This is a genomic window from Muriicola sp. Z0-33 (assembly GCF_026126425.1).
Lineage (GTDB): Bacteria > Bacteroidota > Bacteroidia > Flavobacteriales > Flavobacteriaceae > JAFMPW01.
In genome coordinates this window covers 152,139-176,937 of the sequence record NZ_JAFMPW010000008.1, presented here as the reverse complement: position 1 = coordinate 176,937, position 24,799 = coordinate 152,139, and the positions used below count along the sequence as shown (strand labels likewise).

General features: G+C 39.8%; 23 protein-coding genes and 1 riboswitch. Of the genes, 14 read left to right on the top strand and 9 right to left on the bottom strand.

Translation table 11 applies throughout. The features are described from left to right. The first annotated feature begins 64 nt into the window (after nt 1–64). Nucleotides 65–1,555 carry a S41 family peptidase gene (locus J1G40_RS12595; RefSeq protein WP_265242997.1) on the top strand — a complete coding sequence of 497 codons (1,491 nt, stop codon included), beginning with the start codon at nt 65–67 and terminating at the stop codon, nt 1,553–1,555. A gap of 79 nt (nt 1,556–1,634) precedes the next feature. Here J1G40_RS12595 and J1G40_RS12590 read toward each other — a convergent pair whose 3' ends face one another. After that, nucleotides 1,635–3,503, bottom strand: coding sequence for a TonB-dependent receptor plug domain-containing protein (locus J1G40_RS12590; RefSeq protein ID WP_265242996.1), 1,869 nt, complete (start codon nt 3,501–3,503; stop codon nt 1,635–1,637). 67 nt (nt 3,504–3,570) lie between these two features. Further along, nucleotides 3,571–3,806: riboswitch (cobalamin riboswitch) on the bottom strand. A 72-nt stretch (nt 3,807–3,878) separates the two neighbouring features. Here J1G40_RS12590 and J1G40_RS12585 point away from each other — a divergent pair. The 4 genes from J1G40_RS12585 to rmuC all read left to right on the top strand — a co-directional run bounded on the left by J1G40_RS12585 (nt 3,879) and on the right by rmuC (nt 8,279). Next, on the top strand, nt 3,879–5,024 hold the full coding sequence (locus J1G40_RS12585) for an ABC transporter substrate-binding protein (protein WP_265242995.1): 1,146 nt from the start codon (nt 3,879–3,881) through the stop codon (nt 5,022–5,024). A gap of 53 nt (nt 5,025–5,077) precedes the next feature. Beyond that, the gene (locus J1G40_RS12580; protein WP_265243035.1) at nt 5,078–6,055 is read left to right on the top strand and encodes a FecCD family ABC transporter permease; all 978 of its coding nucleotides are present in this window, start codon (nt 5,078–5,080) and stop codon (nt 6,053–6,055) included. Nucleotides 6,056–6,073: 18 nt separating this feature from the next. Next, the gene (locus J1G40_RS12575) at nt 6,074–6,874 is read left to right on the top strand and encodes an ABC transporter ATP-binding protein (protein WP_321160200.1); all 801 of its coding nucleotides are present in this window, start codon (nt 6,074–6,076) and stop codon (nt 6,872–6,874) included. A 61-nt stretch (nt 6,875–6,935) separates the two neighbouring features. After that, nucleotides 6,936–8,279 carry a DNA recombination protein RmuC gene (rmuC, locus tag J1G40_RS12570; RefSeq protein WP_265242994.1) on the top strand — a complete coding sequence of 448 codons (1,344 nt, stop codon included), beginning with the start codon at nt 6,936–6,938 and terminating at the stop codon, nt 8,277–8,279. An 18-nt stretch (nt 8,280–8,297) separates the two neighbouring features. Here the strand turns inward: rmuC and pgl are convergent, their stop codons facing one another. Further along, complete coding sequence (gene pgl / locus J1G40_RS12565) at nt 8,298–8,984, bottom strand: 6-phosphogluconolactonase (RefSeq protein ID WP_265242993.1); 687 nt, start codon at nt 8,982–8,984, stop codon at nt 8,298–8,300. Between the two features lie 50 nt (nt 8,985–9,034). Beyond that, nucleotides 9,035–10,567, bottom strand: a complete 1,533-nt coding sequence (gene zwf, locus J1G40_RS12560; RefSeq protein ID WP_265242992.1) for a glucose-6-phosphate dehydrogenase — start codon at nt 10,565–10,567, stop codon at nt 9,035–9,037. A 236-nt stretch (nt 10,568–10,803) separates the two neighbouring features. On the opposite strand from zwf, the gene gndA reads away from it, so the two are divergent. The 4 genes from gndA to J1G40_RS12540 all read left to right on the top strand — a co-directional run bounded on the left by gndA (nt 10,804) and on the right by J1G40_RS12540 (nt 15,141). Further along, on the top strand, nt 10,804–12,216 hold the full coding sequence (gndA, locus tag J1G40_RS12555; RefSeq protein WP_265242991.1) for an NADP-dependent phosphogluconate dehydrogenase: 1,413 nt from the start codon (nt 10,804–10,806) through the stop codon (nt 12,214–12,216). Nucleotides 12,217–12,241: 25 nt separating this feature from the next. Further along, complete coding sequence (locus J1G40_RS12550; RefSeq protein ID WP_265242990.1) at nt 12,242–12,613, top strand: VOC family protein; 372 nt, start codon at nt 12,242–12,244, stop codon at nt 12,611–12,613. A gap of 40 nt (nt 12,614–12,653) precedes the next feature. Further along, complete coding sequence (locus J1G40_RS12545; protein WP_265242989.1) at nt 12,654–14,696, top strand: S9 family peptidase; 2,043 nt, start codon at nt 12,654–12,656, stop codon at nt 14,694–14,696. Nucleotides 14,697–14,778: 82 nt separating this feature from the next. Next, the gene (locus J1G40_RS12540; protein WP_265242988.1) at nt 14,779–15,141 is read left to right on the top strand and encodes a hypothetical protein; all 363 of its coding nucleotides are present in this window, start codon (nt 14,779–14,781) and stop codon (nt 15,139–15,141) included. Here the strand turns inward: J1G40_RS12540 and J1G40_RS12535 are convergent. Continuing rightward, entirely contained in the window at nt 15,138–16,001 is an 864-nt protein-coding gene (locus J1G40_RS12535) for a DUF5777 family beta-barrel protein (protein WP_265242987.1), read from the bottom strand. The two genes, J1G40_RS12540 and J1G40_RS12535, sit on opposite strands and share 4 nt — an antisense overlap. Before the next feature lie 88 nt (nt 16,002–16,089). Next, a complete protein-coding gene (locus tag J1G40_RS12530) occupies nt 16,090–16,758 on the bottom strand; it encodes an RNA polymerase sigma factor (RefSeq protein WP_265242986.1) in 669 nt (222 codons plus the stop codon). 148 nt (nt 16,759–16,906) lie between these two features. Between J1G40_RS12530 and J1G40_RS12525 the strand changes: the two genes are divergently transcribed. Next, nucleotides 16,907–17,284 carry a hypothetical protein gene (locus tag J1G40_RS12525; RefSeq protein ID WP_265242985.1) on the top strand — a complete coding sequence of 126 codons (378 nt, stop codon included), beginning with the start codon at nt 16,907–16,909 and terminating at the stop codon, nt 17,282–17,284. Between the two features lie 6 nt (nt 17,285–17,290). After that, nucleotides 17,291–17,836 (top strand): YceI family protein, encoded by a 546-nt coding sequence (locus J1G40_RS12520; protein ID WP_265242984.1) that lies wholly within the window; start codon nt 17,291–17,293, stop codon nt 17,834–17,836. A gap of 45 nt (nt 17,837–17,881) precedes the next feature. Here the strand turns inward: J1G40_RS12520 and carB are convergent, their stop codons facing one another. After that, nucleotides 17,882–20,734: a carbamoyl-phosphate synthase large subunit gene (gene carB / locus J1G40_RS12515; RefSeq protein ID WP_265242983.1), complete on the bottom strand. Its 2,853-nt coding sequence runs from the start codon at nt 20,732–20,734 to the stop codon at nt 17,882–17,884. Nucleotides 20,735–20,850: 116 nt separating this feature from the next. Further along, a complete protein-coding gene (rpmH, locus tag J1G40_RS12510; RefSeq protein ID WP_265242982.1) occupies nt 20,851–21,009 on the bottom strand; it encodes a 50S ribosomal protein L34 in 159 nt (52 codons plus the stop codon). Nucleotides 21,010–21,162: 153 nt separating this feature from the next. Here rpmH and J1G40_RS12505 point away from each other — a divergent pair, with 153 nt between their 5' ends. Together J1G40_RS12505 and J1G40_RS12500 are read left to right on the top strand one after the other, a co-directional pair. Then, on the top strand, nt 21,163–22,071 hold the full coding sequence (locus J1G40_RS12505) for a DUF6263 family protein (RefSeq protein ID WP_265242981.1): 909 nt from the start codon (nt 21,163–21,165) through the stop codon (nt 22,069–22,071). A gap of 2 nt (nt 22,072–22,073) precedes the next feature. Continuing rightward, nucleotides 22,074–22,589, top strand: coding sequence for a DUF2892 domain-containing protein (locus J1G40_RS12500; RefSeq protein ID WP_265242980.1), 516 nt, complete (start codon nt 22,074–22,076; stop codon nt 22,587–22,589). Between the two features lie 53 nt (nt 22,590–22,642). Here the strand turns inward: J1G40_RS12500 and J1G40_RS12495 are convergent, their stop codons facing one another. Together J1G40_RS12495 and J1G40_RS12490 are read right to left on the bottom strand one after the other, a co-directional pair. After that, nucleotides 22,643–23,602: a lytic transglycosylase domain-containing protein gene (locus J1G40_RS12495; RefSeq protein WP_265242979.1), complete on the bottom strand. Its 960-nt coding sequence runs from the start codon at nt 23,600–23,602 to the stop codon at nt 22,643–22,645. A gap of 44 nt (nt 23,603–23,646) precedes the next feature. Then, nucleotides 23,647–24,309: an alpha/beta hydrolase gene (locus tag J1G40_RS12490; protein ID WP_265242978.1), complete on the bottom strand. Its 663-nt coding sequence runs from the start codon at nt 24,307–24,309 to the stop codon at nt 23,647–23,649. 176 nt (nt 24,310–24,485) lie between these two features. Here J1G40_RS12490 and J1G40_RS12485 point away from each other — a divergent pair, with 176 nt between their 5' ends. Beyond that, entirely contained in the window at nt 24,486–24,779 is a 294-nt protein-coding gene (locus tag J1G40_RS12485; protein ID WP_265242977.1) for a GNAT family N-acetyltransferase, read from the top strand. Nucleotides 24,780–24,799 lie beyond the last annotated feature (20 nt).

Genomic DNA, 24,799 nt, shown 5'->3' with positions numbered 1-24,799 from the left:
CTAAAAGTTGTCCAATTGTTCTTTGCTATGGAACGATAATTGAAGTGAGTTTAAAAAAGAAAATATGAAAAAGTATGTGCTGTTATTCCTGACAATAGGATTTTTCTATGTCGGGTGCAAAAAAAATGATGACGGGATAGGAGGGCCCAATGGGCCTGATCCTACGACTGCAGATGTTACTGTACAAGATTTTATGTGGAAGGCCATGAATATATGGTATTTCTGGCAGGCAGATGTCCCGGACCTGGCTGATAATAGATTTTCTAACGATCAGGAGTATACAGAATTTTTGCAAACAGAGTCCGATCCTGCGGATTTCTTCGATAACAAACTCCGGTTTAGTGAAGACCGTTTTAGCTTTTATAATATGGACTATAAGGAACTCACCGATAATCTGTCCGGAGTTTCAAGGAGCAATGGCCTGGAATTTGGTTTAATTGTTTTTCAGGGGAGTGATGATATCTTTGGCTATGTCCGCTATATAATAGCAAACTCCGATGCCTCTACAAAGGATATTTCCAGAGGTGAGCTGTTTACCGGAGTAGACGGGCAGACTTTAAATAGGGACAATTACAGAGACCTTCTCTTTGGCGAGAATGCCACCTACACCCTTAATATGGCCGATATCGAGAACGATGTGATAACTCCTAATGGTAAAGAAGTGACATTGACGAAAGAGGAAGCTCTTGTTGAAAATCCTGTTTTTATTACGACTTCATTCGAAATTAGCGGAGTTAAGATTGGCTATTTAATGTATAACGGCTTTACCAATGAGTTTGATGAGGACTTAAACGACGCTTTCGGGCAATTAAAATCGGCAGGGGTAACAGAACTTGTATTAGATATGCGCTATAATTCCGGGGGGTCTGTCAACTCATCCAGACTGCTCTCTAGTATGATTTATGGAACAAATACCGATGAACTATACATAAAACAACGATGGAACGATAAAATTCAGGAGGCATTCACTGCGGATGACCCCAATGCCTTAAATGATTATTTCGCAAGTTCAACAGGAGATGGCAGTCCTATCAATACACTAAACCTCACCAGAGTATATGTATTAACGACTGGGAGCACAGCTTCAGCCAGTGAATTGGTAATAAACGGCCTGGATCCTTATTTAGACGTAATTAAAGTAGGTACCACTACCACGGGGAAGAACGAATTTTCACTTACTATGGTAGATGACCCTTCCAGAGACGGGGCACCTTTTATTTATACCCCATCCAGAGAAAATCAAATAAATCCAAACAATTTATGGGCGATACAGCCCCTGGTGGGCAGAAATGAAAATTCTGTTGGTTTCTCGGATTACACCGCAGGTTTTTCAGCCGATATTGAATTAGAGGAGGATTTGGCCAACCTCGGGATTCTGGGAGATCTTAATGAACCGCTGCTGGCAAGAGCTATTGACGAGATTCTTGGAGTTTCCTCTAAGCGCGACTTTACCGTTAAACACCCGGTAGAGCTGATCACCAGTTCAAAAATGTTCAGACCAATTAAGGATAATATGATTCTGGATAAGGAGTTCTACCTCCCGCTTTTAGACTAAATCATTTTAAAAAATATAATTAAAGCCCTGACGTCTGTTTAATGTACAGCGTCAGGGACTTTTTTTTTCGTCGCTTTTATTAAAGGCTGATGTTCATCCCTAAAGCTATGTTTCTTCCCCGGGTTGTAAAACCAATAACTTCAGTAAATTCTTTATTTAAAATATTGTCAAGATTTAAAAAGCATCTCAGTTTATTGGGAATGATTTGATGTTGAAGGTAGATATTAACCACAGAGAATGCATCTAGTGGTACCTCTTCAAAAGGGAAGACATTGAAGTCTGTGTCCGATCTTTCTCCTGTCATGGTATAGCTTATAGTTCCGCTAGTTCGTTCCGAGAAAGAGTAACTCCCTAAAAAATTAAACTTGTGTTTGGGTATTCTTATCGCTGAATCTCCTTTGCGCTCTGTAAAGGTATAGTTGAAGTGTAAATTAAGGTTATTAACAGGTTTCCAGTTCATTTCTAGCTCCACACCCTGCGCATCTATAGTATTTGCTGCATTGAGATATGTACTGCTGGCTCCGTCGAAAAAAACAAAATTTTCTTCCTTACGATTAAAATAAATACCGCTGACTCTAAATTGGTTACCCGCATATTCTACACCACCTTCCAAGGTGCTGTTATCTTCCGGATCTAGATTCGGATTTGCGCCAAAAGTTCCAAATAATTGGGTAAGTGAAGGCGTGATATAGGAAGAAGCGAAAGAACTTAAAAGCTTTATATACCGGTCATTAAATTTAAAAGTATAGGATGGATTTATATTATAAACTAAATTACTGCCATACTCCGAGTGATTGTTAATTCGTATTCCAGAGTTAATATTAAGTCCAAAATCTGACACAAAAACCAGGTTGGCATAGGGGTCAAGGATTGTAAATTTCTCATCTGATATGAATTCGGCAGTATCTTCCAAATAATTTACACCCAATATGGTATATAACTTATCGTTAAAAGTGTATTTACCGTAAAGATCCCCAACATAGTTCCTGGCTTTGAACACCCCCGGAAAGGCACTTTTACTTTCGGATTCATAGTTGGTATATGCACCGTTAAAGTAAATTCCACCATTTGCGAATTTCAAACGTAATGAAGCCCCAATCCTGTCCTGATCACTTATAAACTGGTAAGGAGCATCCATCAGGCCAAAGGATTCATCAAAAGCGCTGCGGAGCCTGGTCTGATTCCCATAAACTACTAGATTAAATTTCTCTGAAAACTGATATCCCAAACGGATATCATTACTGCTGTTAGAAAAATTGTCTTCCTCATTCTCAGGTGTAACAATTGCAGAAAGACCTTCAGAATACCTGTTTGAAAAACTAGTTGAATATGAGAATTTGTTCAGTGTTCCGGAAACCCTGGCACTATTAGAGAAATTAGACAGGTTGTAATTCTGGTCCACCGCAGTCTGATTGGTCCCGAAAACCGATTGAAATTCACCTCTCATTTTTTCTTTGGCAGCACCCTTGGTAGTAATATTTATTACTGCCGTAGCAGCATTTGTTCCGTACAAAGTACTTGCAGCCCCTTTGATGATTTCAATTGAAGCAACATTTGCTGTGGCTAAAAGACGCAGGTCATATTCCAGGGAAAAAGATGAAGGATCTGAAACCCTGACCCCGTCTACTATGATCAAAACCTGCCTCCCTCTGCCCCCACGGGCAAAAACACCCAGGACAGCCCCATCTCTTCCCCTGCTACCTGCAATTTCAATACCGCTTTTAGTGTTTATAATTTCCGCAACAGATCTTCCCTGGTTGCGCTGAAGTTCTTCAACACCAATTTTAATTACGGTCTTTCCTGAATTTTCTCGCTTCAATTCGAAACGTGAATCGCTCACTACTACTTCATCCAGAATTTGAAGTCGTGTAGTATCTTGCTGCTGTTGTGCAGCCAGGGCAAAGCAGCACCATGCGGCTATGCCATTACTAATAAATTTTTTGGTCATTTAAATGAATTGAAAACGGGAAATAGTATGTCTGTACCCATACGTAAACTTTTATCCCGAAAGTTTAACATCGTTGTTCGAATTTGGCAGGTCTCCTGACTTGCGTACTAACATTAACCTTCCCGTGAACAAATAGCTCACAGTGGTAATAGAAGAAATGTTAGCCATCACACCAAGGTGTAACTAAGCTTACAGTTGCGGGAACAGTTCCGGAATTTCTTAACCCGTATCAGTAAGATCACCGGATTCCCTTTTAATTTCACTCATATGATGGGAGTGAAAACCAAAATTCTGATCGAAGGTAAACATTCTGTTTAATATTTCGGGCAAAAGATTAAATAATACTATTTTTGATATCACTTCAATGTCATCAATTTGAAAAATACCTTTCTACTTTTATTTGTCGTATTAATCCTTGGATGTGTAGAGAATAAAAAGGGGGCAATATCGGACGAGATCCAGGGCAATGTGATAAAAGTAGATTATGCCAAAGGCTTTTCAATTTCTAAATCAGTATCGGGGATTACTACCATATCGGTCAGTTCTCCCTGGCCAAATGCCACGGCTGATTTTACCTACGCATTGGTACCCAAAAAAAATGCCGCAAATATCACCGTGAATAAAAACGACTACGATGCTATCGTATTTACTCCTGTAGAAAGTCTTGTTGCTACTTCAACCACCCATATTCCCGCTTTGGAGGCGCTTGGAGTGATAGACAAACTCGTCGGGTTTCCTGATTCAAAATACATATCATCGAAGGCCGCAAGAAAAAGGATAGCGAAGGGGGAAATTTTAGAATTGGGGAATAACGAATCTATGAACGGTGAAATGGTTATTGCACTGCGGCCTGATGTGGTGATCGGATTTAGTATAAATAACCAAAACAAGGCGTATAATACTCTGGAGCGTGCCGGAATTCCTGTGGTATATAACGGTGAATGGACAGAAGAAACCCCTCTGGGAAGGGCGGAGTGGATCAAATTTTTTGCCCCCTTTTTTGAACTAGAGGATCAAGCAGATAGCATCTTCAATGATATTTCCTCCTCTTACAAAGTCGCAAAAAATATAGCTGCTAAAGCCAAAAAACAACCCACTATTCTAAGTGGCGCTCTTTATAAAGATGTTTGGTACCTACCAGGTGGTAAAAGCTGGGCAGCCCAGTTTTTAAAAGATGCAAATACTCGCTATCTCTGGCAAAATAATCCTGACACCGGAAGTGTATCTCTAAGTCTGGAAAGTGTACTGCAACAAGCCAGGGATGCAGATTTCTGGATTTCACCTTCACAATTCACTACCTATGATCAGCTTGAGCTGGCCAACAGACATTATTCGCAATTTAAGGCATATAGGGAACAGAAGGTATTTACCTTTGCTGCTACGCAAGGAGAAACAGGCGGATTGCTATATTATGAGTTAGGGCCACACAGACCTGATCTTATTCTAAAAGACCTGATACATATTTTTCATCCGGAATTATTACCGGAACATAATCCTTTTTTCTTTAAACCTTTGAAATAGTGCCAACATCAAACAAAAATCGGATTGCCTTCTTAGCCTTGCTGCTAATACTGATGTTTTGTTTTGTATTGAACATAAGTCTGGGGTCCATAAATATCCCGCTAAAAGATACCTTTATTGCGCTGCTGGGTGGAGACCTTACAGATGAAAGTTACGCTTACATCATCAGAAATTATCGGATACCTAAGGCCTTAACGGCCATTTTAGTAGGAAGTGCACTTTCTCTCAGCGGACTTTTGATGCAAACGCTATTTAGAAATCCTTTGGCAGGCCCCTTTGTGCTGGGGATTAGTTCGGGTGCCAGTCTGGGAGCCGCAATACTCATTATGGGCGCCTCACTTATTGCCGGTTGGTTCTCTATTTCTTTTGTTAATGATTTTTCTTTAGCTGTGGCTGCAAGCCTTGGAGGCTTACTGGTCTTGTTCGCAGTAATGGCTGTAGCCACAAGAATTAAAGACACTATGGCCTTGTTGATTATCGGCCTGATGTTTGGAAGCATCACGGCAGCTGTGGTAACCGTATTGTCTTATTTCACCAGCGCAGAAAAATTGCAGTTATTTATATATTGGTCCTTTGGTAGTGTAGGCAACTTATCATGGCAGCAACTGGGGCTGCTTTTGGCAATAATATTATTGGGAATTGTATTGAGCATTTTTTCTATTAAATCCTTAAACGCTCTGCTATTGGGAGAAAATTACGCCAGGAGTATGGGAGTTCCTCTAAAAAAAGCAAGGTTTCTTATTATTTTATCCACAGCATTGTTAGCAGGGAGTGTTACAGCCTTCGCCGGACCTATTGCTTTTATCGGCCTGGCAGTACCCCATCTTAGCAGGCAAATTTTTGACACCACCAATCACAAAACTTTAGTACCTGCAGTTCTGGTATATGGGGCTATATTGTTGTTGCTTTGCGATACCCTGGCGCAGCTTCCTGGCTCGGCTTATATTTTGCCTATTAATGCCGTAACTTCAATTATTGGAGCCCCAATAGTGATTTGGTTATTGTTGAGAAAGAAAAAGATGATTTTTTAATATTATGAATAAAATTATATAGGTATTAGTGCTACTGAAGAACATATTACACTAAAGGTAAGGAACCTGAATATTGGGTATCAAGCTAAAAACAAAAATACGCTTATAGCAGAGGATATTCATTTTGATCTGGCCAGGGGGCAATTGGCAGCCATTGTAGGAATAAATGGTATTGGAAAAAGTACGCTATTGCGCACCCTGGGAGCGGTGCAGCCAAGAATATCGGGGGATATCCGTATTCATGACAAGGCCCTAGAATCTTATTCTTCCACCCAACTGGCTGAAGAACTTAGTTTGGTCCTGACAGAATCAGTAGCCTCTAAAAATCTTACGGTAAGAGAACTGATTGGTCTTGGAAGACAACCTTATACCAACTGGATTGGCACGCTGTCAACTAAGGATCAAAAAATCATTACAAATGCCATCCAAAGGGTAGGCCTGGAAAATATTGCCTCAAAAAAATGCTATGAACTAAGCGATGGACAATTACAAAAAGTTATGGTAGCCAGGGCACTTGCACAAGATACGGCAGTGATGTTTCTGGATGAACCCACCACCCATCTGGACCTGTTTCATAAAGTTCAGATCATCAAATTGTTGCGAAGTATCGCACATGAAACCGGGAAAACAATTCTTTACACCACCCATGAAATAGAGCTGGCCATACAGCTATGTGATAAAATGCTTATAATGGAACAGGGAAAAAGTACTTTTGGAGCTCCCTGTGATCTGATTGAACAAAAAAGTTTTGAAGCGCTCTTCCCGGCCGAAACTATTTTGTTTGATCCCAATACCGGTTCTTTCCGGATTCAGAACTAAATTATTTGGTGCCAAATTTAATAGCAAACCCCTATCTTTACTCTAAAGAAATAATTACCCAATGAACGAATTTCTTATCTACATTATCCTCGCAATTGTTTTTATAGTCGCTGGCTATTTCATTGGTATCTACATTCAGCAACTTAAGACCAAATCTAGCCAGAGCACCCTCCTGGAAAGAGAGCAACAATTAAAAAATAACCTTACTCATTTAAATGATCAACTGGCAAATTCTGTAGAAGAAAAAAATGAATTGAGGTTGCATAAAGAGCAATTAAACAGTCAGTTAATCAGGCATGAAGCCGAAATACAAAATCTTCAAAACAAGAACAAGGAACAAAAAGATGAAGTAGAAAAATTGCAGGAAAAATTCACTAAGGAATTTGAAAATCTGGCAAATAAGATCCTGGATGAAAAAAGTATAAAGTTTACGGAACAAAATCAAAAGAACATAAAAAACATCCTTCATCCTTTGCAGGAAAAGATTCAATTGTTCGAAAAGAAGGTCGAGGAAAGTAGAAAGGAGAACTATGGTATTCATCAGGCGCTAAAGGAGCAACTGATGAATTTGCAGAATCAAAATCTAAAAATTACCCAGGAAGCAGAAAATCTTACCAAGGCCCTGAAAGGAGATAGCAAAATGCAGGGGAACTGGGGAGAGTTGGTCTTGGAAAGGGTGTTAGAAAAATCTGGTCTCGAAAAAGACAGGGAATACAGTGTGCAACAAAGTTTTACCAGGGAAGATGGTACCCGGGTACTCCCCGATGTTATAATAAACCTACCTGACGGCAAGAAAATGATAGTGGATTCCAAAGTTTCCCTGACAGACTATGAGCGCTATATAAATTCGGAGGAAGATATGAAAGAGCGGTTTCTAAAAGACCATATCAACTCCCTTAAGAAACATGTTGACCAGTTATCCGCCAAAAAGTATGAGGATCTTTATGAAATGGAAAGCCCGGATTTTGTACTGATGTTCGTACCCATAGAAACTGCATTTTCTATAGCAGTCAACAACGAGAGTACCCTATACAATAAAGCTTTTGAACAAAATATTGTAATTGTAACCCCCTCTACCCTTCTGGCAACGCTCAGAACTATTGATACGATGTGGAACAATGAGAAGCAACAGAAAAATGCCATAGAAATTGCACGTCAGGCCGGGGCGTTGTATGATAAGTTTGAAGGATTTGTGTCCGACTTAACCCGGGTAGGGAAAAAGATGGATGAAGCCAAAACGGAATATAAAGGAGCGATGAATAAATTGGTGGAAGGTAAAGGTAATATCATCACACGTATCGAAAAATTGAAAAAAATGGGAGCAAAAGCTAAAAAGTCTATTCCGGAACCTATTTTAAAAAGGGCAGAGGAAGATGATTTTGAAGAACCAAAACTTGAGCTGTAACCATGCGCTGAGAATAGACTATAATTCTGCCGCCGCTTCACTGTCCAGAAACCAGTTCAAGTCTCCTGAAATTGGCGCAACCAAAGAAGCAGGATAGTCTTCAAAATGCCCTTCTCTCTTTATAATTTCTCTTACTTTATCGGCCTTATTGGCCCCGGTAACAAGGAAAGTCACCATTTTGGCATTATTGATCAGTTTACCAGTAAGAGTAATTCGGTTCTGCCCGGTTTCGGGATGTGTGGCCACTTCGCAGTTGTTATCAGCATCCCACAACTCAATTTGGTGTGGAAATATCGAGGCGGTATGCCCATCATCTCCCATTCCAAGAATCACAAGGTCAAAACAGGGTATGTTGTCTTTTACGGTTAATCTATGCTGCAGCAACTTACTGTAGTTAACTGCTTCTTCTCCTGGGGTATTCTCTCCTTTAATTCGATGTACATTTTCAGATGGAATACTGATCTTGGAAAGCAGCAATTCGGCGGTCATACCAAAATTACTATCCATATCTGTAGGAGGTACACACCTCTCGTCACCCCAATAGAAATGTACTCTGGACCAATCTATCTTATCCTTATATTCTGAAGCCAGCTCCTCAAAAATTAATTTAGGGGTACTTCCCCCGGAAAGTGCAATGTTGACCTCATTCTGGGAATCATCGATAAATTTGGACATCCATTTGGCAAATTCTCTCGCTAAATCCATTTTGGATGTATACACCTTAGTTGTCATGCTAGTAGAATAATGATAAAAAATTAACTTAAAACGCAGAATCCAGGATCATCGGCCAGTTGCTCACCGGGATTCCTCCACATATAATACCCCCCAATCAGATCATCGGCATTGCTAGGGCCCCACATCCCGGCGGAATATCCATAAGTGATGACATTACTGCCATTTTTCCAATACTCCAGAATTGGGTCTACAAATTCCCATGCCGCCTCTACCTCATCTGCCCTGGCATATAGTGTAGCATCACCCTGCATTGCGTCTAATAATAAGCGCTCATATGCCGTCATTAAACGGGTTTCTGCAAGACTGGAATAGTAAAAATCCAGATTGGCCCGCTCTACCTTAAATCCTTGTCCGGGTACCTTCACTCCAAACTTAATAAGTACACCTTCATCAGGCTGGATACGTATAATGAGTTTATTGTCTTTGTTATTTATTCCTGAGTCTTTAAATATATGATGATGTGAAGACTTGAAGTGGATCACCACCTCGGTTACTTTTGTTGGCATCCTTTTGGCCGTTCTTACATAAAAAGGGACATCTGCCCAGCGCCAGTTATCCACAAAAAACTTGATCGCGGCATAGGTTTCAGTTGTGGATTCCGGATCCACACCCTCCTCTTCCCGGTAACCTTTAACTTCTTCTCCATCTATTTCTGCTGCAAGATACTGCCCTCTTATCGTGTGAGAAAAAAGGGTTTCTTCATCGCGCATAATGCGAAGTGATTTCAGGGCTTTAACTTTTTCATTTCTGATCTCCTCTGCATTGTCACCAATAGGTGGTTCCATGACCACTAATGAAATAATCTGGAGTAAATGATTCTGGAACATGTCGCGCAAGGCTCCGGATTTATCATAATAGCCACCCCGTTTTTCTACACCCACACGCTCCGCATTCGTTATTTCAACATGATGAATGTAGTTGCGGTTCCAAAGCGGTTCAAAAATGCTGTTGGCAAACCTGGTAACCAGCAGATTCTGTACAGTTTCTTTTCCCAGATAATGGTCTATACGATAGATTTGAGACTCCCGGAAATATTCATGTAATGCATTATTCAACTTCTTTGCCGTTTCAAGATTATATCCAAACGGCTTTTCAACGATAAGTCTTTTCCAACCTTTCTTTTCTATGGTCAATCCCTGATCGCTCAGATTTTTTGAAATGATTTCATATAGGTTAGGTGGCGTTGAGAGGTAAAAGATAAAATTATGCTTGGTGTTATGCGCAGTATTAAGATCTTCTATCCTGGATTTTAACCCGGCATAATCTGTATCATAGTTGCTACCCAGATCTTCATAAAATATCTTGTCCGCGAATTCTTTCATGAATTCTACCCCATTGTCATTACGCTCATTTTCCAGATAACCGCTTTCAAAAATAACTTTCTTTCTAAAGTCCTCATCTGTCAAATTACTCCTGCTGGCACCTAAAACAACGAAATTCTTAGGGGCATGCCGTCCTTTAAAAAGATTAAACAGCGCAGGAACCAATTTTCTTGCAGTAAGGTCGCCCGATGCACCAAAAATTATCAGCATTTGATCAGCTGTATGCTTCATAATATTAAAAGTGTGGTTAATTAGTCTAAATATTCACAGTCCCTTTTATAGCCCGCCATTGTCTGTACCATAGGCCTATTAGACGGTTCTGTTTTTAAATATAGTTATCCCCTTTGAGTTTGCAAGGATATTGAGAACAAAAGTGGTTATTTTAATTTATTTTTGATTTTATCCTCTGTTAACAAAACAAATAACTACAGACTTCTTACCTTAGAAAAAGCTACAACACAAAACATATGGAACAAAACAATTACGATTTTGGATTGATAGGCCTTGGAGTAATGGGCCGTAATTTTATTTTGAATGTTGCAGATAATGGTTTTTCTGCATTCGGACACGACCTTGATGATGAAAAAGTGAACGCATTGATCCAGGAGGGCGGTGATGAAAATAAGGTAACAGCTTCAAGAGATGTGGAAACATTTGTCAATGCTCTTTCCAAACCGAGAAAAATCATGTTACTAGTTCCTGCCGGTAAAATTGTTGACAGTGTAATAGAGGGTTTAATACCCCTTTTAGATAAGGATGATATTATAATTGATGGCGGAAATTCATTTTTCACAGATACGGACAGGCGCGAAGCCTATTTAGCGAATAAAGGAATTCATTTCTTTGGAGCAGGGGTTTCCGGTGGCGCAAAGGGTGCAAGAAAAGGGCCAAGTATTATGCCGGGAGGTTCCAAAGAAGCGTATAGTTATGTCCAACCTATTTTCGAGGCCGTATCCGCTAAGTTCAAGGGAGAACCCTGTGTGGCTTATTTAGGGCCTAAATCTGCCGGAAATTATGTGAAAATGGTTCATAACGGCATAGAGTATGGCCTTATGCAACTTACCTCTGAGATATACGATTTATTGAAAAAGGCCGGAGGTCTAAGTAATGATGAATTGCACCAAACCTATGCGGAGTGGAATGAGGGCAGGTTACAATCCTTCCTGGTTGAGATCACCTCACAAATATTTAAACAGGAAGATGAGTTTGGCGACGGAAGGCTGGTAGACCAGATCCTTGACAAGGCTAAGCAAAAAGGGACCGGAAAATGGACCTCCCAAAATGCCATGGACCTGGGGATTCCAATTCCATCTATAGATATTGCTGTGAGCATGAGAGAGCTTTCGGCGCTCAAAGATGAAAGAATTATGGCCGATGACATCTACGGCAGACCAGAGCCAGAACCGCTGGAGAAAGGAGATTTGGTAAGAATGGCGGAAGAAGCGCTTTATTTTTCATTTATAATGAGCTATGCACAAGGACTTCATCAATTGGCAGATGCCTCTAAAGAATATGGGTATGAACTGAACATTACCACAATTGCCAGAATATGGAGAGCTGGTTGCATTATCAGAGCGGCCCTTTTAGATGATATATCAAAAGCGTTTGAAGCAAATAATGCATTGTCTAATTTACTATTGGCACCCGCATTTGTTGAAAAAGTGAATGCTACTGTAGCTTCGGCAAGAGAATTAGTGGCTTACGGGGCCAAAAATGGAGTTCCTCTACCAGGACTTTCTAATTCCCTGACTTATTTTGACGCCTATACCTCCGGACGATTACCCCTAAACCTGATACAGGCACAAAGAGATCACTTTGGTTCGCATACATACGAAAGGTTAGACCGGGACGGTATCTTTCATACCGAGTGGGAAGATTAGAATAAAAAACCAATATCTATTTAAAATGAAACTAGGAGCTTTTTCAATCAGTTTGGCAGTAAAAGATTTAGTGGTCTCGAAACAGTTTTACGAAACCCTTGGTTTCACTGTATTTGCCGGGGAGCTAGAGCGGAATTATCTTATTATGAAAAATGAAAACGCCCTTATTGGTTTGTTCCAGGGCATGTTTGAACAAAACATCCTAACATTTAACCCCGGTTGGGACGAAAATGCTTCAAAACTAAGCTCTTTTGACGATGTTAGAGAAATACAGAAACATCTGAAAAAAGAAGGGGTTTCTTTGATGAGCGAAGCGGATGAAAGCGGATCTGGCCCGGCAAGTTTCATGATTACAGACCCCGATGGAAACCCTTTGCTTATAGATCAGCATGTATAAAACGAAGAATCTCATCGCCCTTTTAACACTAAAAATTGCTATGAAAAAAATATTTCGGTTACTGGTATTGTTGGTTGTTATGAATTATAGCCACGCCCAAAGTTTACACGAGCCATCGTTTGAAGAAATAATTTCCTTGCGTTCAGTTTCGGGTGCAGTGATTTCTCCAAACGGCAAGCATGTGGTATATCAATCTTCTGTGGTGGATTGGGAAGAAAACAGATACGATACCGAACTTTGGTTGAGTAAAGATGGTGCGCCACCTTTTCAAATTACGAACAACAAAAAAGGTAGCAGTAATAATCCAAAATGGTCTCCTGATGGCCAATGGATCGCCTTTAGGTCCGATAGAGGGAACAAAACGCAGTTATACGCTCTGAGATTAGCAGGCGGGGAAGCCTTCCAGATTAGTAATGCAGAGGGAAGCGTATCGGCTTACCATTGGAGCCCCGATAGTAAGAAAATTGCTTATTTACAAGCAGAAGACAGGTCGGAAAAGGAAAAGCAACGCGAAGCTCTTTACGGCGGTTTTGCCGTGGAAGACCAGGAGTACGGGCTCAATGAACTTTGGCTGATCAATTTTAATCCGGCCAAGTTAAATGCGATGCCACTACCCAACCAATTGAACGATTCTCTCTATAAAGCTACTTTGAAACCAGAGAAAGTAATAGATTCTCTTACATTTTCAATAAACAATTTTCTATGGTCTCCTGATGGTCATAAAATGGCCATTGAACATCAACCAGACCCGTTGAGAAATAGCTTTTTTAAAGCCGATATTTCACTGCTTACCCTTGAGTCCGGAGCGATTAAAACCTTGATCAACAATCCCAGTTTTGATGGCTTAAGGGCTTGGTCACCAGATAGTAAGAGTATTCTTTACGGCAGTAGTCTTGCAGACAGCACCTCTAACTATTACAAGAATAACAAGCTCTTCAGAATAGATATTGACGGCACAAATGACCGACAATTAGCCCAGGATTTTGACGAGAATATTTACGGTCTGGAATGGAATTCGAAGGGAATATTTGGAGTGGCCTGGCAAAAAACGATTCGCCCGCTAGTCAAAATAGATCCCAAAAGTGGGAAAGCCACAATAATATCCGAAATTCCGGAACGTATTTGGGGCTTTTCCTTTTCTGCTGATGGCGAGCAACTGGCTTTTACAGCGGCAAATAATGAAGACTTAACAGAGGTTTATAGCACTGATGTTCGGATGAAACAGCTTAAGGCCTTGACCAATGCCAGCAGTCAAATAAAAAATTGGAAGTATGCTAAAAGCGAAGTGATTTCCTGGAAAAGCGAAGACGGGGCCGAAATTGAAGGCGTTTTGCACAAACCCAGGGATTACAGTCCCGCAAAAAAATATCCCTTACTGGTTATAATTCATGGAGGACCCACTGGGATTTCTACGCCTTCGGCTGTCCCCTCTTATGTGTACCCTGTCACGCAATGGGTAAATAAAGGGGCGCTGGTTTTAAGGCCCAATTATCGCGGTTCGGCAGGTTATGGAGAAAAATTCAGATCCCTGAATGTTAAAAATCTCGGAGTTGGGGATGCCTGGGATGTGCTTTCTGGGGTTAAATATCTGGAAGATCGCGGGATGATTGATAGCGAAAAAATTGGTGCCATGGGTTGGAGTCAGGGGGGCTATATCTCGGCCTTTCTCACAACCAATTCGGATAAATTTAGTGCAATATCCGTCGGTGCCGGAATTTCTAATTGGATGACTTATTACGTGAATACCGATATCCATCCGTTTACGCGGCAGTACTTAAAAGCCACTCCCTGGTCGGATAAAGAGATTTACGAAAAGACGTCTCCTATGACCAATATCAATAAGGCCGTCACCCCTACACTTATCCAGCATGGGGAATTTGATAAGCGAGTACCGACAGCTAATGCCTACGAATTATTTCAAGGCTTGCAGGATATAGGGGCGCCGACCAAATTGATTATTTATAAGGGTTTCGGTCATGGAATTAACAAACCGAAAGAGCGACTTGCAGCAACCTGGCATAACTGGCAATGGTTTGGCAGGTATATCTGGGAAGAGGAAATAGCCATCCCGGAAAAGGAGTAAATTGCTCGCTGACCCAATTTTAATACAAGATCACTTCATTGTCAATTCCTGTGAAAAAAACGGGTTGCTAAAGATTTGAAAAGTGCAATTGAGGATTTATATTATTTTTCTCTCTATTTTGATGCTAGGCTGTTCTGATGATACAACTAGCCAGGATGAACCTTCTGCTGAAGAAGACGAATTGCTCTTTACCGATATCAGTTATGAAGGTAATATCAAACCAATTGTACAAACCAATTGTATCGCCTGCCACACAGACCCGCCAAACAATGGTGCTTCTATCCCACTTACGACCTATGAGGCCGTTAAAAATGCCGTTGAGAGCAGGGATTTGATCCAAAAGATCAATAGTGCTACCAATCCCATGCCGCCAGACGGCTTAATGCCAAAGGAGACCAGGCGTATCTTCGATGCCTGGGTAACACAAGGCTTAAAGGAAAACTAAAAAGTCCTGCTCAGGTTAAAGCCAAAAAAGATTACTCCGTCTTTCCAGCTACCATTAGCCTGGCCCAGGAATCCATTTTCGAAAGAGGGCTGTGCATTAGTGAAATGGAGTTGAAAAACATGACCTCCGGTTTCTATATCAACACCAATAGACAAAGGATCATTAAAAGGGTTATTGTCGGCACGATTCAAATGGGCGGCATAATCAATATTCAGAGATAGTCTTTTGGAAATTTTATAACGCCCCCCTACTCCTATTGAAAACTGTGCTTTCATCTCGTCCTGATCTCCAGAAGTTTCTGGCAGATAGTTGTCATAGAAAAAAGAAGGAGCTAACTCTAACGATAAGCTTTCAGTGAATTTTCTTGAAATCAACAATTGGGAAATAAATCCCAGGCGGTCTTTAAATTCAAGGCCCGGCAGTAATGCTTCATCCAGATTTCCATTGAGAATTATGCCGTTAAATCCAACCAGGGTCATCGGGAAACCTCCTTTTCTCTGTCGAATAATACGGTATTTGGTATTGAGGTCATACGTTTTTTGATAGGAACTCCTGGAAAAACCAACGTTCCATGCATCGCTTAGGCCATAAATAAGATGCAGGCGCGTTACTGCCTGGTCCAAGCCAAAAAACTCTCGTAGCCCATCTTTTACGGAACCAAAACGGTGCGATACTACAAAATACAAACTTCGTCTTGGTGCCAGTTTAGTTGATTCCAGATTGATAATTTTCAAGCCTTTAAATACAGCGCTGGCATATGGAATACTGTCCTGTTTATCAATTTCTAAAATTAAATCATCCTGGGAAATGACATTCAAGGGAAGAAAAAACAGGATGTAGATCAAAAAAATCTTTTTCATAGCAGGAGATTTTTAAAATGATTATAGAATAAGCTTATCATCAGAAATAAGCACTATGTTTTTATAATTTTGAATTATCTCATAAGTGTCAAATAGCTTTGAGCACCTTGTTTACCAGTGCATCGCAATGTTTAAATCCAAATTCAAATGGGTCCGAAGTGGCCGAGAGCCGATACAATTCTTCCCTGATCATTTTCCTCGACCTGAATAATCTAACTTTGACATTTACGGAAGACAAATTCAGGCATTCACCTATCTCGGTGATAGACATCCCTTCAACTTCCCTCAGCATATAAACAATCCTATACTTGGCAGATAGGTTTAAAATGGCTTTTTCGAGCATGATTTTGGTTTCTGCATGGATAAGCTGGTGTTCCGGATTTTGATTTACCGCCGTGGGCAATTCAATAATTTTTGATTGAAATTCATCCGTATCACTATTAAACTTAACATATTTACTGTCCTTTCTGTTCTTCCCAAGGGCCTCATTTATCGCAATTCTTATTAACCAGGTAGAAAAAGTTGCCTTGAATTTATACTGATCTAATTTTTGATATGCCTTTAAATAAGTTTCCTGCATTACATCTGCAACATCTTCCTTATTGCTTAGGTACCCTGCAACTACCCTGAAAAGTTTTTGATTATACCGGCGCATCAGTAATTCGAAGAAGGCTTTTTCACCAGCAAGCACTTTTCTTATGACTTCCTCATCCGAAATTTTCCATCTTTGGTGTTCGCGAAAAGGCAGAGAATTCATAAGTGTGCTTTTACCTTAGATGCTTGAATTGTAAAAAGGTTACAAAATTTTGTAACCTTTTTTAGTTTGCTACATCTAAATAATAAAAACTTTAACTGCCTGGTTATTATATAATTGTATTTAGCCAGGTATAAATCTATTAATCGCTATGAAAAAGTTACTCTCAGGTGCTATGCTCACCTTAATGTTGATCTTAAGTAGTTGTTCTAAAAGCAGCGATCCCGAAGAGATGCCAGACCCTGTGTCTGATGACGATCCTATGGCTATGCCCATGCCACGGAACTACGAGGCAGATATTAAAGCCATAATTGAAAGTAATTGTTTGTCTTGTCATTCTAATCCACCCGTCAACAATGCTCCAATGTCCCTGGAGACCTATGACGATGTAAAAAACGCAGTGGAAACCAGATCGCTGTTGGCCAGAATCAACAGTTCATCAAACCCAATGCCTCCACAGGGACGACTACCAGCTAACACCAGACAGATTATTGAAGACTGGATAGACCAGGGGCTCCCGGAAAACTAAATGGAATTGAAAAATTCAATATCAGCCGCTATTTTACTTCTATTTGGCAATCTGATAATCGGACAGACCAATCTGAAAACATCCGAAGGGGCTATTACATTTAATGCCTCAACTCCTCTTGAGGATATTTACGCTGTAAATAATGAGGTGAACGCCATACTCCAATTGGAAAATGGCCAATTTGCTGCTGTCTTGCTAATGAAAGATTTTAGGTTTAAGCGGGCGTTAATGCAGGAGCACTTTAATGAAAACTATGTAGAATCTGAACGCTATCCAAAAGCCTATTTTACGGGTAGAATTATAGATTTCAATATAGAAGAAGTCCCTTACTCTGAAAAGGAATTTACAATAGAAGGTAAATTAACCATTCATGGTTTGACCAGAAGTTTAACGACTAAAAACACTTTAAAGAAGCATACCGATGGTATTGAAATGAAATCTGTTTTTATGATCAAACCAGAAGAATTCAATATTAAAGTACCAAAGCTGTTATTCAAAAAAATAGCGCAGGAGGTTCTGGTCGAAGTCCATTTTTTATTGAATACCCAGTAAGTAAAAGCAGGTATGGATGTCCGCTAATAAGACTTAAAAAACGCCTTATTTGGAAAGGTACATTTTTCGCCTTGTGTACAATTCATAGAACTCATCATCTTTCAGGCTGTCTATAAACAAGATACTTTCCCCTGTACTTTTCATTTCCGGCCCTAAATTCTTGTTGACATTTGGAAACTTATTGAAAGAGAATACTGGCTGTTTTATGGCAAATCCTTCCAGTTCAGGATTAAATTCAAAGTCCTTCACCTTTTTATCACCTATCATCACTTTAGTAGCATAATTAACATAGGGCTCACCATAGGCCTTTGCAATAAAAGGCACAGTACGTGAAGCTCTCGGGTTGGCTTCAATGATATAAACCATATCGTCTTTGATGGCAAATTGGATATTTATGAGTCCGACTGTATTTAATGCCAGGGCTATTTTTTTGGTATGATCCTTAATTTGCTGCATCACAAATTCTCCCAGATTAAATGGCGGAAGCGTAGCATTAGAGTCCCCTGAATGAATTCCACAGGGTTCAATATGTTCCATTATTCCAATAATGTAGACTTCTTCTCCATCACAAATGGCATCTGCTTCTGCCTCAATGGCCCCATCCAAATAATGGTCTAATAACAATTTGTTATTGGGTATTTTCCTAAGAAGATCTACCACATGCTCTTCTAATTCTTCCTTGTTAATAACAATTTTCATTCCTTGTCCTCCTAAAACGTATGAAGGCCTTACCAGTAGTGGAAAATTTAATTTATCTGCAAGTTCCAGAGCTTCATCAGCACTTTCGGCTACACCAAATTCTGGATAAGGGATGTTATTCTCTTTCAGAAGTTTGGAAAAACTACCTCTGTCCTCAGCCAGATCCAGAGATTGGAAACTTGTCCCCATTATTTTTATTCCGTATTTATCCAATTTTTCTGCAAGCTTCAGGGCCGTCTGCCCTCCCAGCTGTACAATAACCCCTTCCGGTTTTTCATGAAGAATGATATCGTATATATGCTCCCAGAATACAGGTTCAAAATACAGTTTGTCTGCTGTGTCAAAATCTGTTGAAACTGTTTCCGGATTACAATTGATCATTATGGTCTCATAATCGCACTCAGCCGCAGCCAATACCCCATGAACACAACAATAATCAAACTCTATCCCCTGGCCAATCCTGTTAGGACCAGATCCCAGTACCACAATTTTTTTACGGGCCGTTACCTCACTGTCATTCGCAACATATTTATCCCCGTCAGGCGGTTGGATCTCCTCTTCAAAAGTGGAATAATAATATGGCGTCATTGCCTTAAATTCTGCCGCACAGGTATCAACTAATTTAAATACTCTATTGATATCTTCTGCCATTCTTTTCTTATGCACTTCACTTTCATAACAATCCAGCATATGTGCAATTTGCCTGTCGGCGAAACCTTTTTGTTTTGCTTCTAACAATAGCTCTCTGGGAAGGCTGGCAATAGTATATTTTGAAATTTCCTTTTCAAGAAAATGCAATTCTTCATATTCTTTTAAGAACCACATATCTATCTTGGTTATCTCATGTATCCTGCTTAAAGGAATTCCAAGTTGGATGGCGTCATAGATTACAAAAACCCTGTCCCAGCTGGGAATGGTTAATTTACTAATGATCTGGTCATAATTTTTGTAGCCTTTGCCATCTGCCCCAAGTCCGTTTCTCTTAATCTCCAAAGATTGTGTGGCTTTGTGAAGTGCTTCCTGAAAAGACCTTCCAATGCCCATCACCTCACCCACGGCTTTCATTTGCAGGCCAAGTGTCCTATCAGATCCTTCGAACTTATCAAAATTCCATCGTGGAATTTTAACAATCACATAATCGAGTGTAGGTTCAAATAAGGCCGAGGTAGATTTAGTGATCTGGTTATCCAATTCATCAAGGTGATAGCCAATGGCCAGTTTAGCTGCGATTTTAGCAATAGGATACCCTGTTGCCTTAGATGCCAGAGCAGAAGATCTGGACACCCTTGGGTTTATCTCAATTGCAATGATGTCTTCCTTCTCGTCCGGACTCACTGCAAATTGCACATTGCAACCCCCTGCAAAGTCACCAATACTTCGCATCATTTTTATGGCCATATCACGCATGCGTTGAAAAGTAGCATCGGATAGGGTCATAGCAGGGGCAACTGTAATAGAATCTCCTGTATGTATCCCCATGGGATCCATATTTTCAATGGTACAAATGATGACCACGTTGTCATTTTTATCACGAAGCAATTCTAATTCATATTCCTTCCAACCCATCAGGGCCTTGTCTATCATCACTTCATGTATGGGAGACACTTCCAGCCCCCTACTCAATAATTCATCAAAATCCTCCGGTTTGTAAACTATAGATGCACCTGCTCCACCCAGGGTATAAGAAGCCCTGATTACAAGAGGAAATCCAAATTCCTGGGCAATTTCCTTTCCTTTTAAGAAGGATGTCGCGGTAGATTGAGGCGCCATACCAATACCAATCTTTAGCATAAGTTCACGAAACTTCTCCCGATCCTCAGTTATATTAATGGCATTGATGTCAACACCAATTATCTCAATTCCAAAATCTTGCCAAATGCCTTTTTCATCTGCTTCAATACACAAATTCAGTGCTGTTTGCCCACCCATTGTTGGTAATACTGCATCTATCTCCGGATGTTCTTTTAGTATCTTAATAATAGATTTGGTGGTAAGTGGTAAAAGATATACATGATCGGCCATGGTTGGATCTGTCATTATCGTGGCCGGGTTGCTATTGATGAGTACCGTTTTAATACCATCTTCAGTTAAGGACCTCAGCGCCTGCGACCCTGAATAGTCAAACTCACAAGCCTGACCTATAACAATTGGTCCGGATCCGATAATTAAAATGGATTTGATATCTTTTCTTTTGGGCATATTAAGGTGATTTTAATCTTCTATCTATGTTAATAATTCGGTTTTCGTATTTACAGGACAAAAAAAAGGTGCTACTTAAAGAAAGTAACACCAGTTTATATAATTTAATATTATCATTATTTTTTGTGTCTCGGCTCTGAGGATACACTTAATTTCTTTCTTCCCTTGGCTCTTCTTCTGGCAAGAACTTTTCTGCCATTGGCAGATGCCATGCGCTCTCTAAAACCATGTTTGTTTCTTCTCTTCCTTTTGGATGGCTGATATGTTCTTTTCATTAGAAAAAAATTTGTCTTTAATATTCTGCTATTACCTCTGCAAAATCTGGGCGCAAATATACGAAGAGTTTTTGCTTTGCCAAATGGATTTATAAAATATTTCGAATTGTTTTTACTACTTTTGCCGCAACAAAAAAACATTCCCCTTCAGACATGAAAAAAGTCCTTTCTTTTCTGGTTCTCACATGCTGCTGTTCCATATTATTTGGGCAGACCAGCCTGCAATATAGATTATCCGAAGGAGATACCTTCACCATTAAACAAAAGGCGGTACAGGTGATTACACAAGAGTTGGACGGTGCTGCACACGAAATAACCAACAATCTGGATGGGGTAATGCAGTTTCTGGTAATGACCGAAAATGCGGACAACTATCAAATTAAAGTCACTTTTACCGACTTAAATTTAAATATGTCTTCCAGCATTCAGGGCGAGTTGCTAAATGTAAACGCCAGTGTCGTAAACGAGGAAGATATTCAATCAAAGATTTTTAACAGTCTGCTAAACGAACCCATTTATATTGTCCTGGCCAGAAACGGGGATATTCTGGAGGTTACTGGCGGGGATAGTTTGGTAACTAAAATGGCAAATTCTTCGGGCTTACAAGATGAATTTTCCTTAAATATGATGAAAAAATCTTTGGAAAAGGAATTTGGTTCAGAAGCACTTTCCAATAGCTACAAGCAAATGACTTTTATTTATCCTGATAAGAAAGTTGCAGTAGGTGATGAGTGGGAGAACGAGTATTTTGGAAAACTGACCGCTAAGAACATATGGACATTGGAGGAACTAACAGCAGATTCCGCTGATATCATTGGTAATGCTCTGGTAGAAATGGATATCGCAGAACCAGCAACAACTATGAGATTATCAGGCTCACAGAAAACGACAATTTCAACAGATATAAATACTGGCTTTATACAACAGATGAGTGTAGAAGGTAATTTTGAAGGGGCATCTACCATGGCACAGCTGGGGGATCAGGAAATTCCGACTTCAATAAAGTCGACAGTATTGTACGAGCTAATTTCAAACCAGGTAACCGAACCAATAAAGTATTAATTATGTTTAACAAAAATATTAAAATGGTACTGGCCGGAATTGTCATGGGCCTGGCCGTATATCAATTTATCGAGGGGTATATAGGAAACGGAATTGCGCTGATCTTTTTGTCGTTGATATTCGTTTTTCTTTATTTCCGAAACGAGTTAATTCTTTTGTCGTTCCTTAGAATGAGGAAGCAAGACATGGTCGGCACAGAGAAATGGCTTTCCAAAATAAAAAACCCGGCTGCCGCCCTCACAAAGAAACAACAGGGGTATTACAATTATTTGTACGGGATAATATTTTCTCAAAGAAACCTTACCCAGGCGGAAAAATACTTTAAGAAAGCATTGAAATTTGGCCTGAATATGGATTATGACGTTGCTATGGCCAAATTGAGCCTGGCCGGAATTGCCATGCAGAAAAGGCGGAAAAGAGAAGCTACCATGTTGCTTCAGGAGGCCAAAAAACTGGACAAGAACAACATGCTTACAGAGCAGATCAAAATGATGCAACAACAGATGAAAAAAATCTAGTGTTGATCATTTGATGCCAATTATTTAAAAGAGCTGTATAAAACGGCTATGGACTACTTCCCTACTTTGTAGTACCCTTTATTAGGTATTTCTATAGTATACTTCTTTTTGGAAGCATTATTAAGATGTGGTTCCCTAAGCCATGGATTATGTCTTTTAAGGATCTTATAATTTATTTCGTATTCCTGAGCAAAGTTTGCAAAGCTAGATACTGGTTCATCAACCTCAACCTGAAAAGTAGGAACAGAGGAGTACATGTCTTCCTTATGAATCTCAAAGCCATATTTGTCTGGATTGGATAATATCTCCTTTATTGCCATAATCCTGAACACATAACGCCCTGTCTCCTGTCCGAGTAAGAGGTCGTAATAATCCTCTACCTGCTGAATTCCCATATATTTATTAATTGCTCCAGGGCCAGCATTATATGCAGCTGCCGTGAGTGTCCAGCTGCCATACTTATCTTTCCATTTATTAAGGTAATTGCACGCGACCTGTGTAGACTTTTCAAGATGATAACGCTCATCAACATTAGCATTTATCTCTAATCCGTATTCCCGTCCAGTTCCTTTCATAATTTGCCAGAACCCTGTTGCCCCGGCATGGGACACTACATTTTGAAGCCCGCTCTCTGCAACGGCCAGATATTTAAAATCGTCTGGGATACCATTTTTTGCAAGGATGGGTTCAATAATCGGGAAATACTTATGTGCCCTTTTCATTAAAAGCAAGGCGTTGGATTGCCAATAGGTATTGACCAGAAATTCCCTATCTACCCTTTCCATAATTTCAGGGTCATTCTGGGGAACACTTTCACCGGCAAAGTTCAAGTCTTCGGGAATATCAATCGCAGATATTCTATACTCATTGGCGACATTTTTATCGCTCTCTGTTTCATTAACAGATGGAAGTTCTACCTTGGTAAATGGATTGCTCTGTTGGGCAGCAAAAATCAGGGTACTGATTACCACCATTACTCCCAAAAGCATCAGAATGTTCTTTAAAAACTTCATAATAATAGTTTGTTTGTCTATCAAAGGTATTAAATAGAACTCCCTTAATCCAAAATAATTGTAGGCAATCGTTCATTAAACCATTTATATCTATGAATGATCATAGTGTGAGTGCCATTTTCCACAGTAATACAATTTTTTATGTTCTGAATGGGAAATACAGCGTCTTTTTCACCGTGAATATGCACAATATCAGGATGATAGGCAGATTGAGACCAGTTGACAATCTGATCTATGGACCAATCCAGGTAATACTTATCTCGAATAGATAGGTATTGTTCATACAGCGCCAACCTTTTGGTTACAATTTCACCAAAAGCATATTTAGAAACTAATTCTATATTGTTTACCATCCCGGTAGGTAAGAGTTTGTGAATTTTGGTATATCTGGCAAAAATTAATCTCCTGGGTAATTCCTCTTTTGTTTTAACACTGGAAATAATGATGACCCGTCTAAATAACATCCACTTTGCCATCTCCTGGGCCAACATGCCACCAAAAGACACTCCGATGATCACTGCATTCTTATGAAGCACCTTTTTACACATCTGCTGTGCATATTCCGAAAGTGTCATTCCGGTCTCCGGAACAAACCAATCTAATAAATGTTGTTCAAACCGGTCTTCGGGGAGAATTATGTTTTTAAATATACTAGAATTTGCAGCCATTCCCGGCATCAGGTAAACATGTATTTTTGATACAGTCATAGGTCCTTAACTCTTAATTTAACTAGGAAATTAGCATTATTTTAGTTACTTTTGTCATCGCGCTATAATTTTGCCCCAACTTTAGATTACAAAAATTAGGCGATTTGAATCCAGTAAATTACGATCTCGAGAACATCGTAATTTTTTTATCTGAAACCAAAATTAAATCAAACTATATGAATGAAGTAGCAATTAAGGACAATAGTTTTCTACGTCAATTTGAAACAAGAGTTGACGGACATTTAGCCAAAATTGAGTACTCCTCCCAGGAAAGGAAAGTTTTTTTAACAAAACTGGTAATTCCAGAAGAAATATCGAACGGCGGTTTCAAAGAGGATTTTATAAAGTCTGTTTTGCATCATATACAGGAACAAAATCTCAGAGTTGTTCCTACAAGCCCTCAAATAGCAGGTTTTCTTAGAAAGAACAGACAGTATAAGGAAATGCTTCCCGTTGGGATAAGAATATGATTTTCGCTTAATACTAAAAA

Coding starts and splice junctions, on each gene's coding strand:
- gndA (WP_265242991.1), top strand. CDS start 10,804: ATGGAACAAAACAATTACGATTTTGGATTGATAGGCCTTGGAGTAATG.
- J1G40_RS12485 (WP_265242977.1), top strand. CDS start 24,486: ATGAATGAAGTAGCAATTAAGGACAATAGTTTTCTACGTCAATTTGAA.
- J1G40_RS12550 (WP_265242990.1), top strand. CDS start 12,242: ATGAAACTAGGAGCTTTTTCAATCAGTTTGGCAGTAAAAGATTTAGTG.
- zwf (WP_265242992.1), bottom strand. CDS start 10,567: ATGAAGCATACAGCTGATCAAATGCTGATAATTTTTGGTGCATCGGGC.
- pgl (WP_265242993.1), bottom strand. CDS start 8,984: ATGGATTTAGCGAGAGAATTTGCCAAATGGATGTCCAAATTTATCGAT.
- J1G40_RS12590 (WP_265242996.1), bottom strand. CDS start 3,503: ATGACCAAAAAATTTATTAGTAATGGCATAGCCGCATGGTGCTGCTTT.
- J1G40_RS12530 (WP_265242986.1), bottom strand. CDS start 16,758: ATGAATTCTCTGCCTTTTCGCGAACACCAAAGATGGAAAATTTCGGAT.
- J1G40_RS12505 (WP_265242981.1), top strand. CDS start 21,163: ATGAAAAAAGTCCTTTCTTTTCTGGTTCTCACATGCTGCTGTTCCATA.
- J1G40_RS12500 (WP_265242980.1), top strand. CDS start 22,074: ATGTTTAACAAAAATATTAAAATGGTACTGGCCGGAATTGTCATGGGC.
- J1G40_RS12490 (WP_265242978.1), bottom strand. CDS start 24,309: ATGACTGTATCAAAAATACATGTTTACCTGATGCCGGGAATGGCTGCA.
- J1G40_RS12525 (WP_265242985.1), top strand. CDS start 16,907: ATGAAAAAGTTACTCTCAGGTGCTATGCTCACCTTAATGTTGATCTTA.
- J1G40_RS12535 (WP_265242987.1), bottom strand. CDS start 16,001: ATGAAAAAGATTTTTTTGATCTACATCCTGTTTTTTCTTCCCTTGAAT.
- J1G40_RS12595 (WP_265242997.1), top strand. CDS start 65: ATGAAAAAGTATGTGCTGTTATTCCTGACAATAGGATTTTTCTATGTC.
- J1G40_RS12545 (WP_265242989.1), top strand. CDS start 12,654: ATGAAAAAAATATTTCGGTTACTGGTATTGTTGGTTGTTATGAATTAT.
- rpmH (WP_265242982.1), bottom strand. CDS start 21,009: ATGAAAAGAACATATCAGCCATCCAAAAGGAAGAGAAGAAACAAACAT.
- rmuC (WP_265242994.1), top strand. CDS start 6,936: ATGAACGAATTTCTTATCTACATTATCCTCGCAATTGTTTTTATAGTC.
- carB (WP_265242983.1), bottom strand. CDS start 20,734: ATGCCCAAAAGAAAAGATATCAAATCCATTTTAATTATCGGATCCGGA.
- J1G40_RS12495 (WP_265242979.1), bottom strand. CDS start 23,602: ATGAAGTTTTTAAAGAACATTCTGATGCTTTTGGGAGTAATGGTGGTA.
- J1G40_RS12580 (WP_265243035.1), top strand. CDS start 5,078: ATGTTTTGTTTTGTATTGAACATAAGTCTGGGGTCCATAAATATCCCG.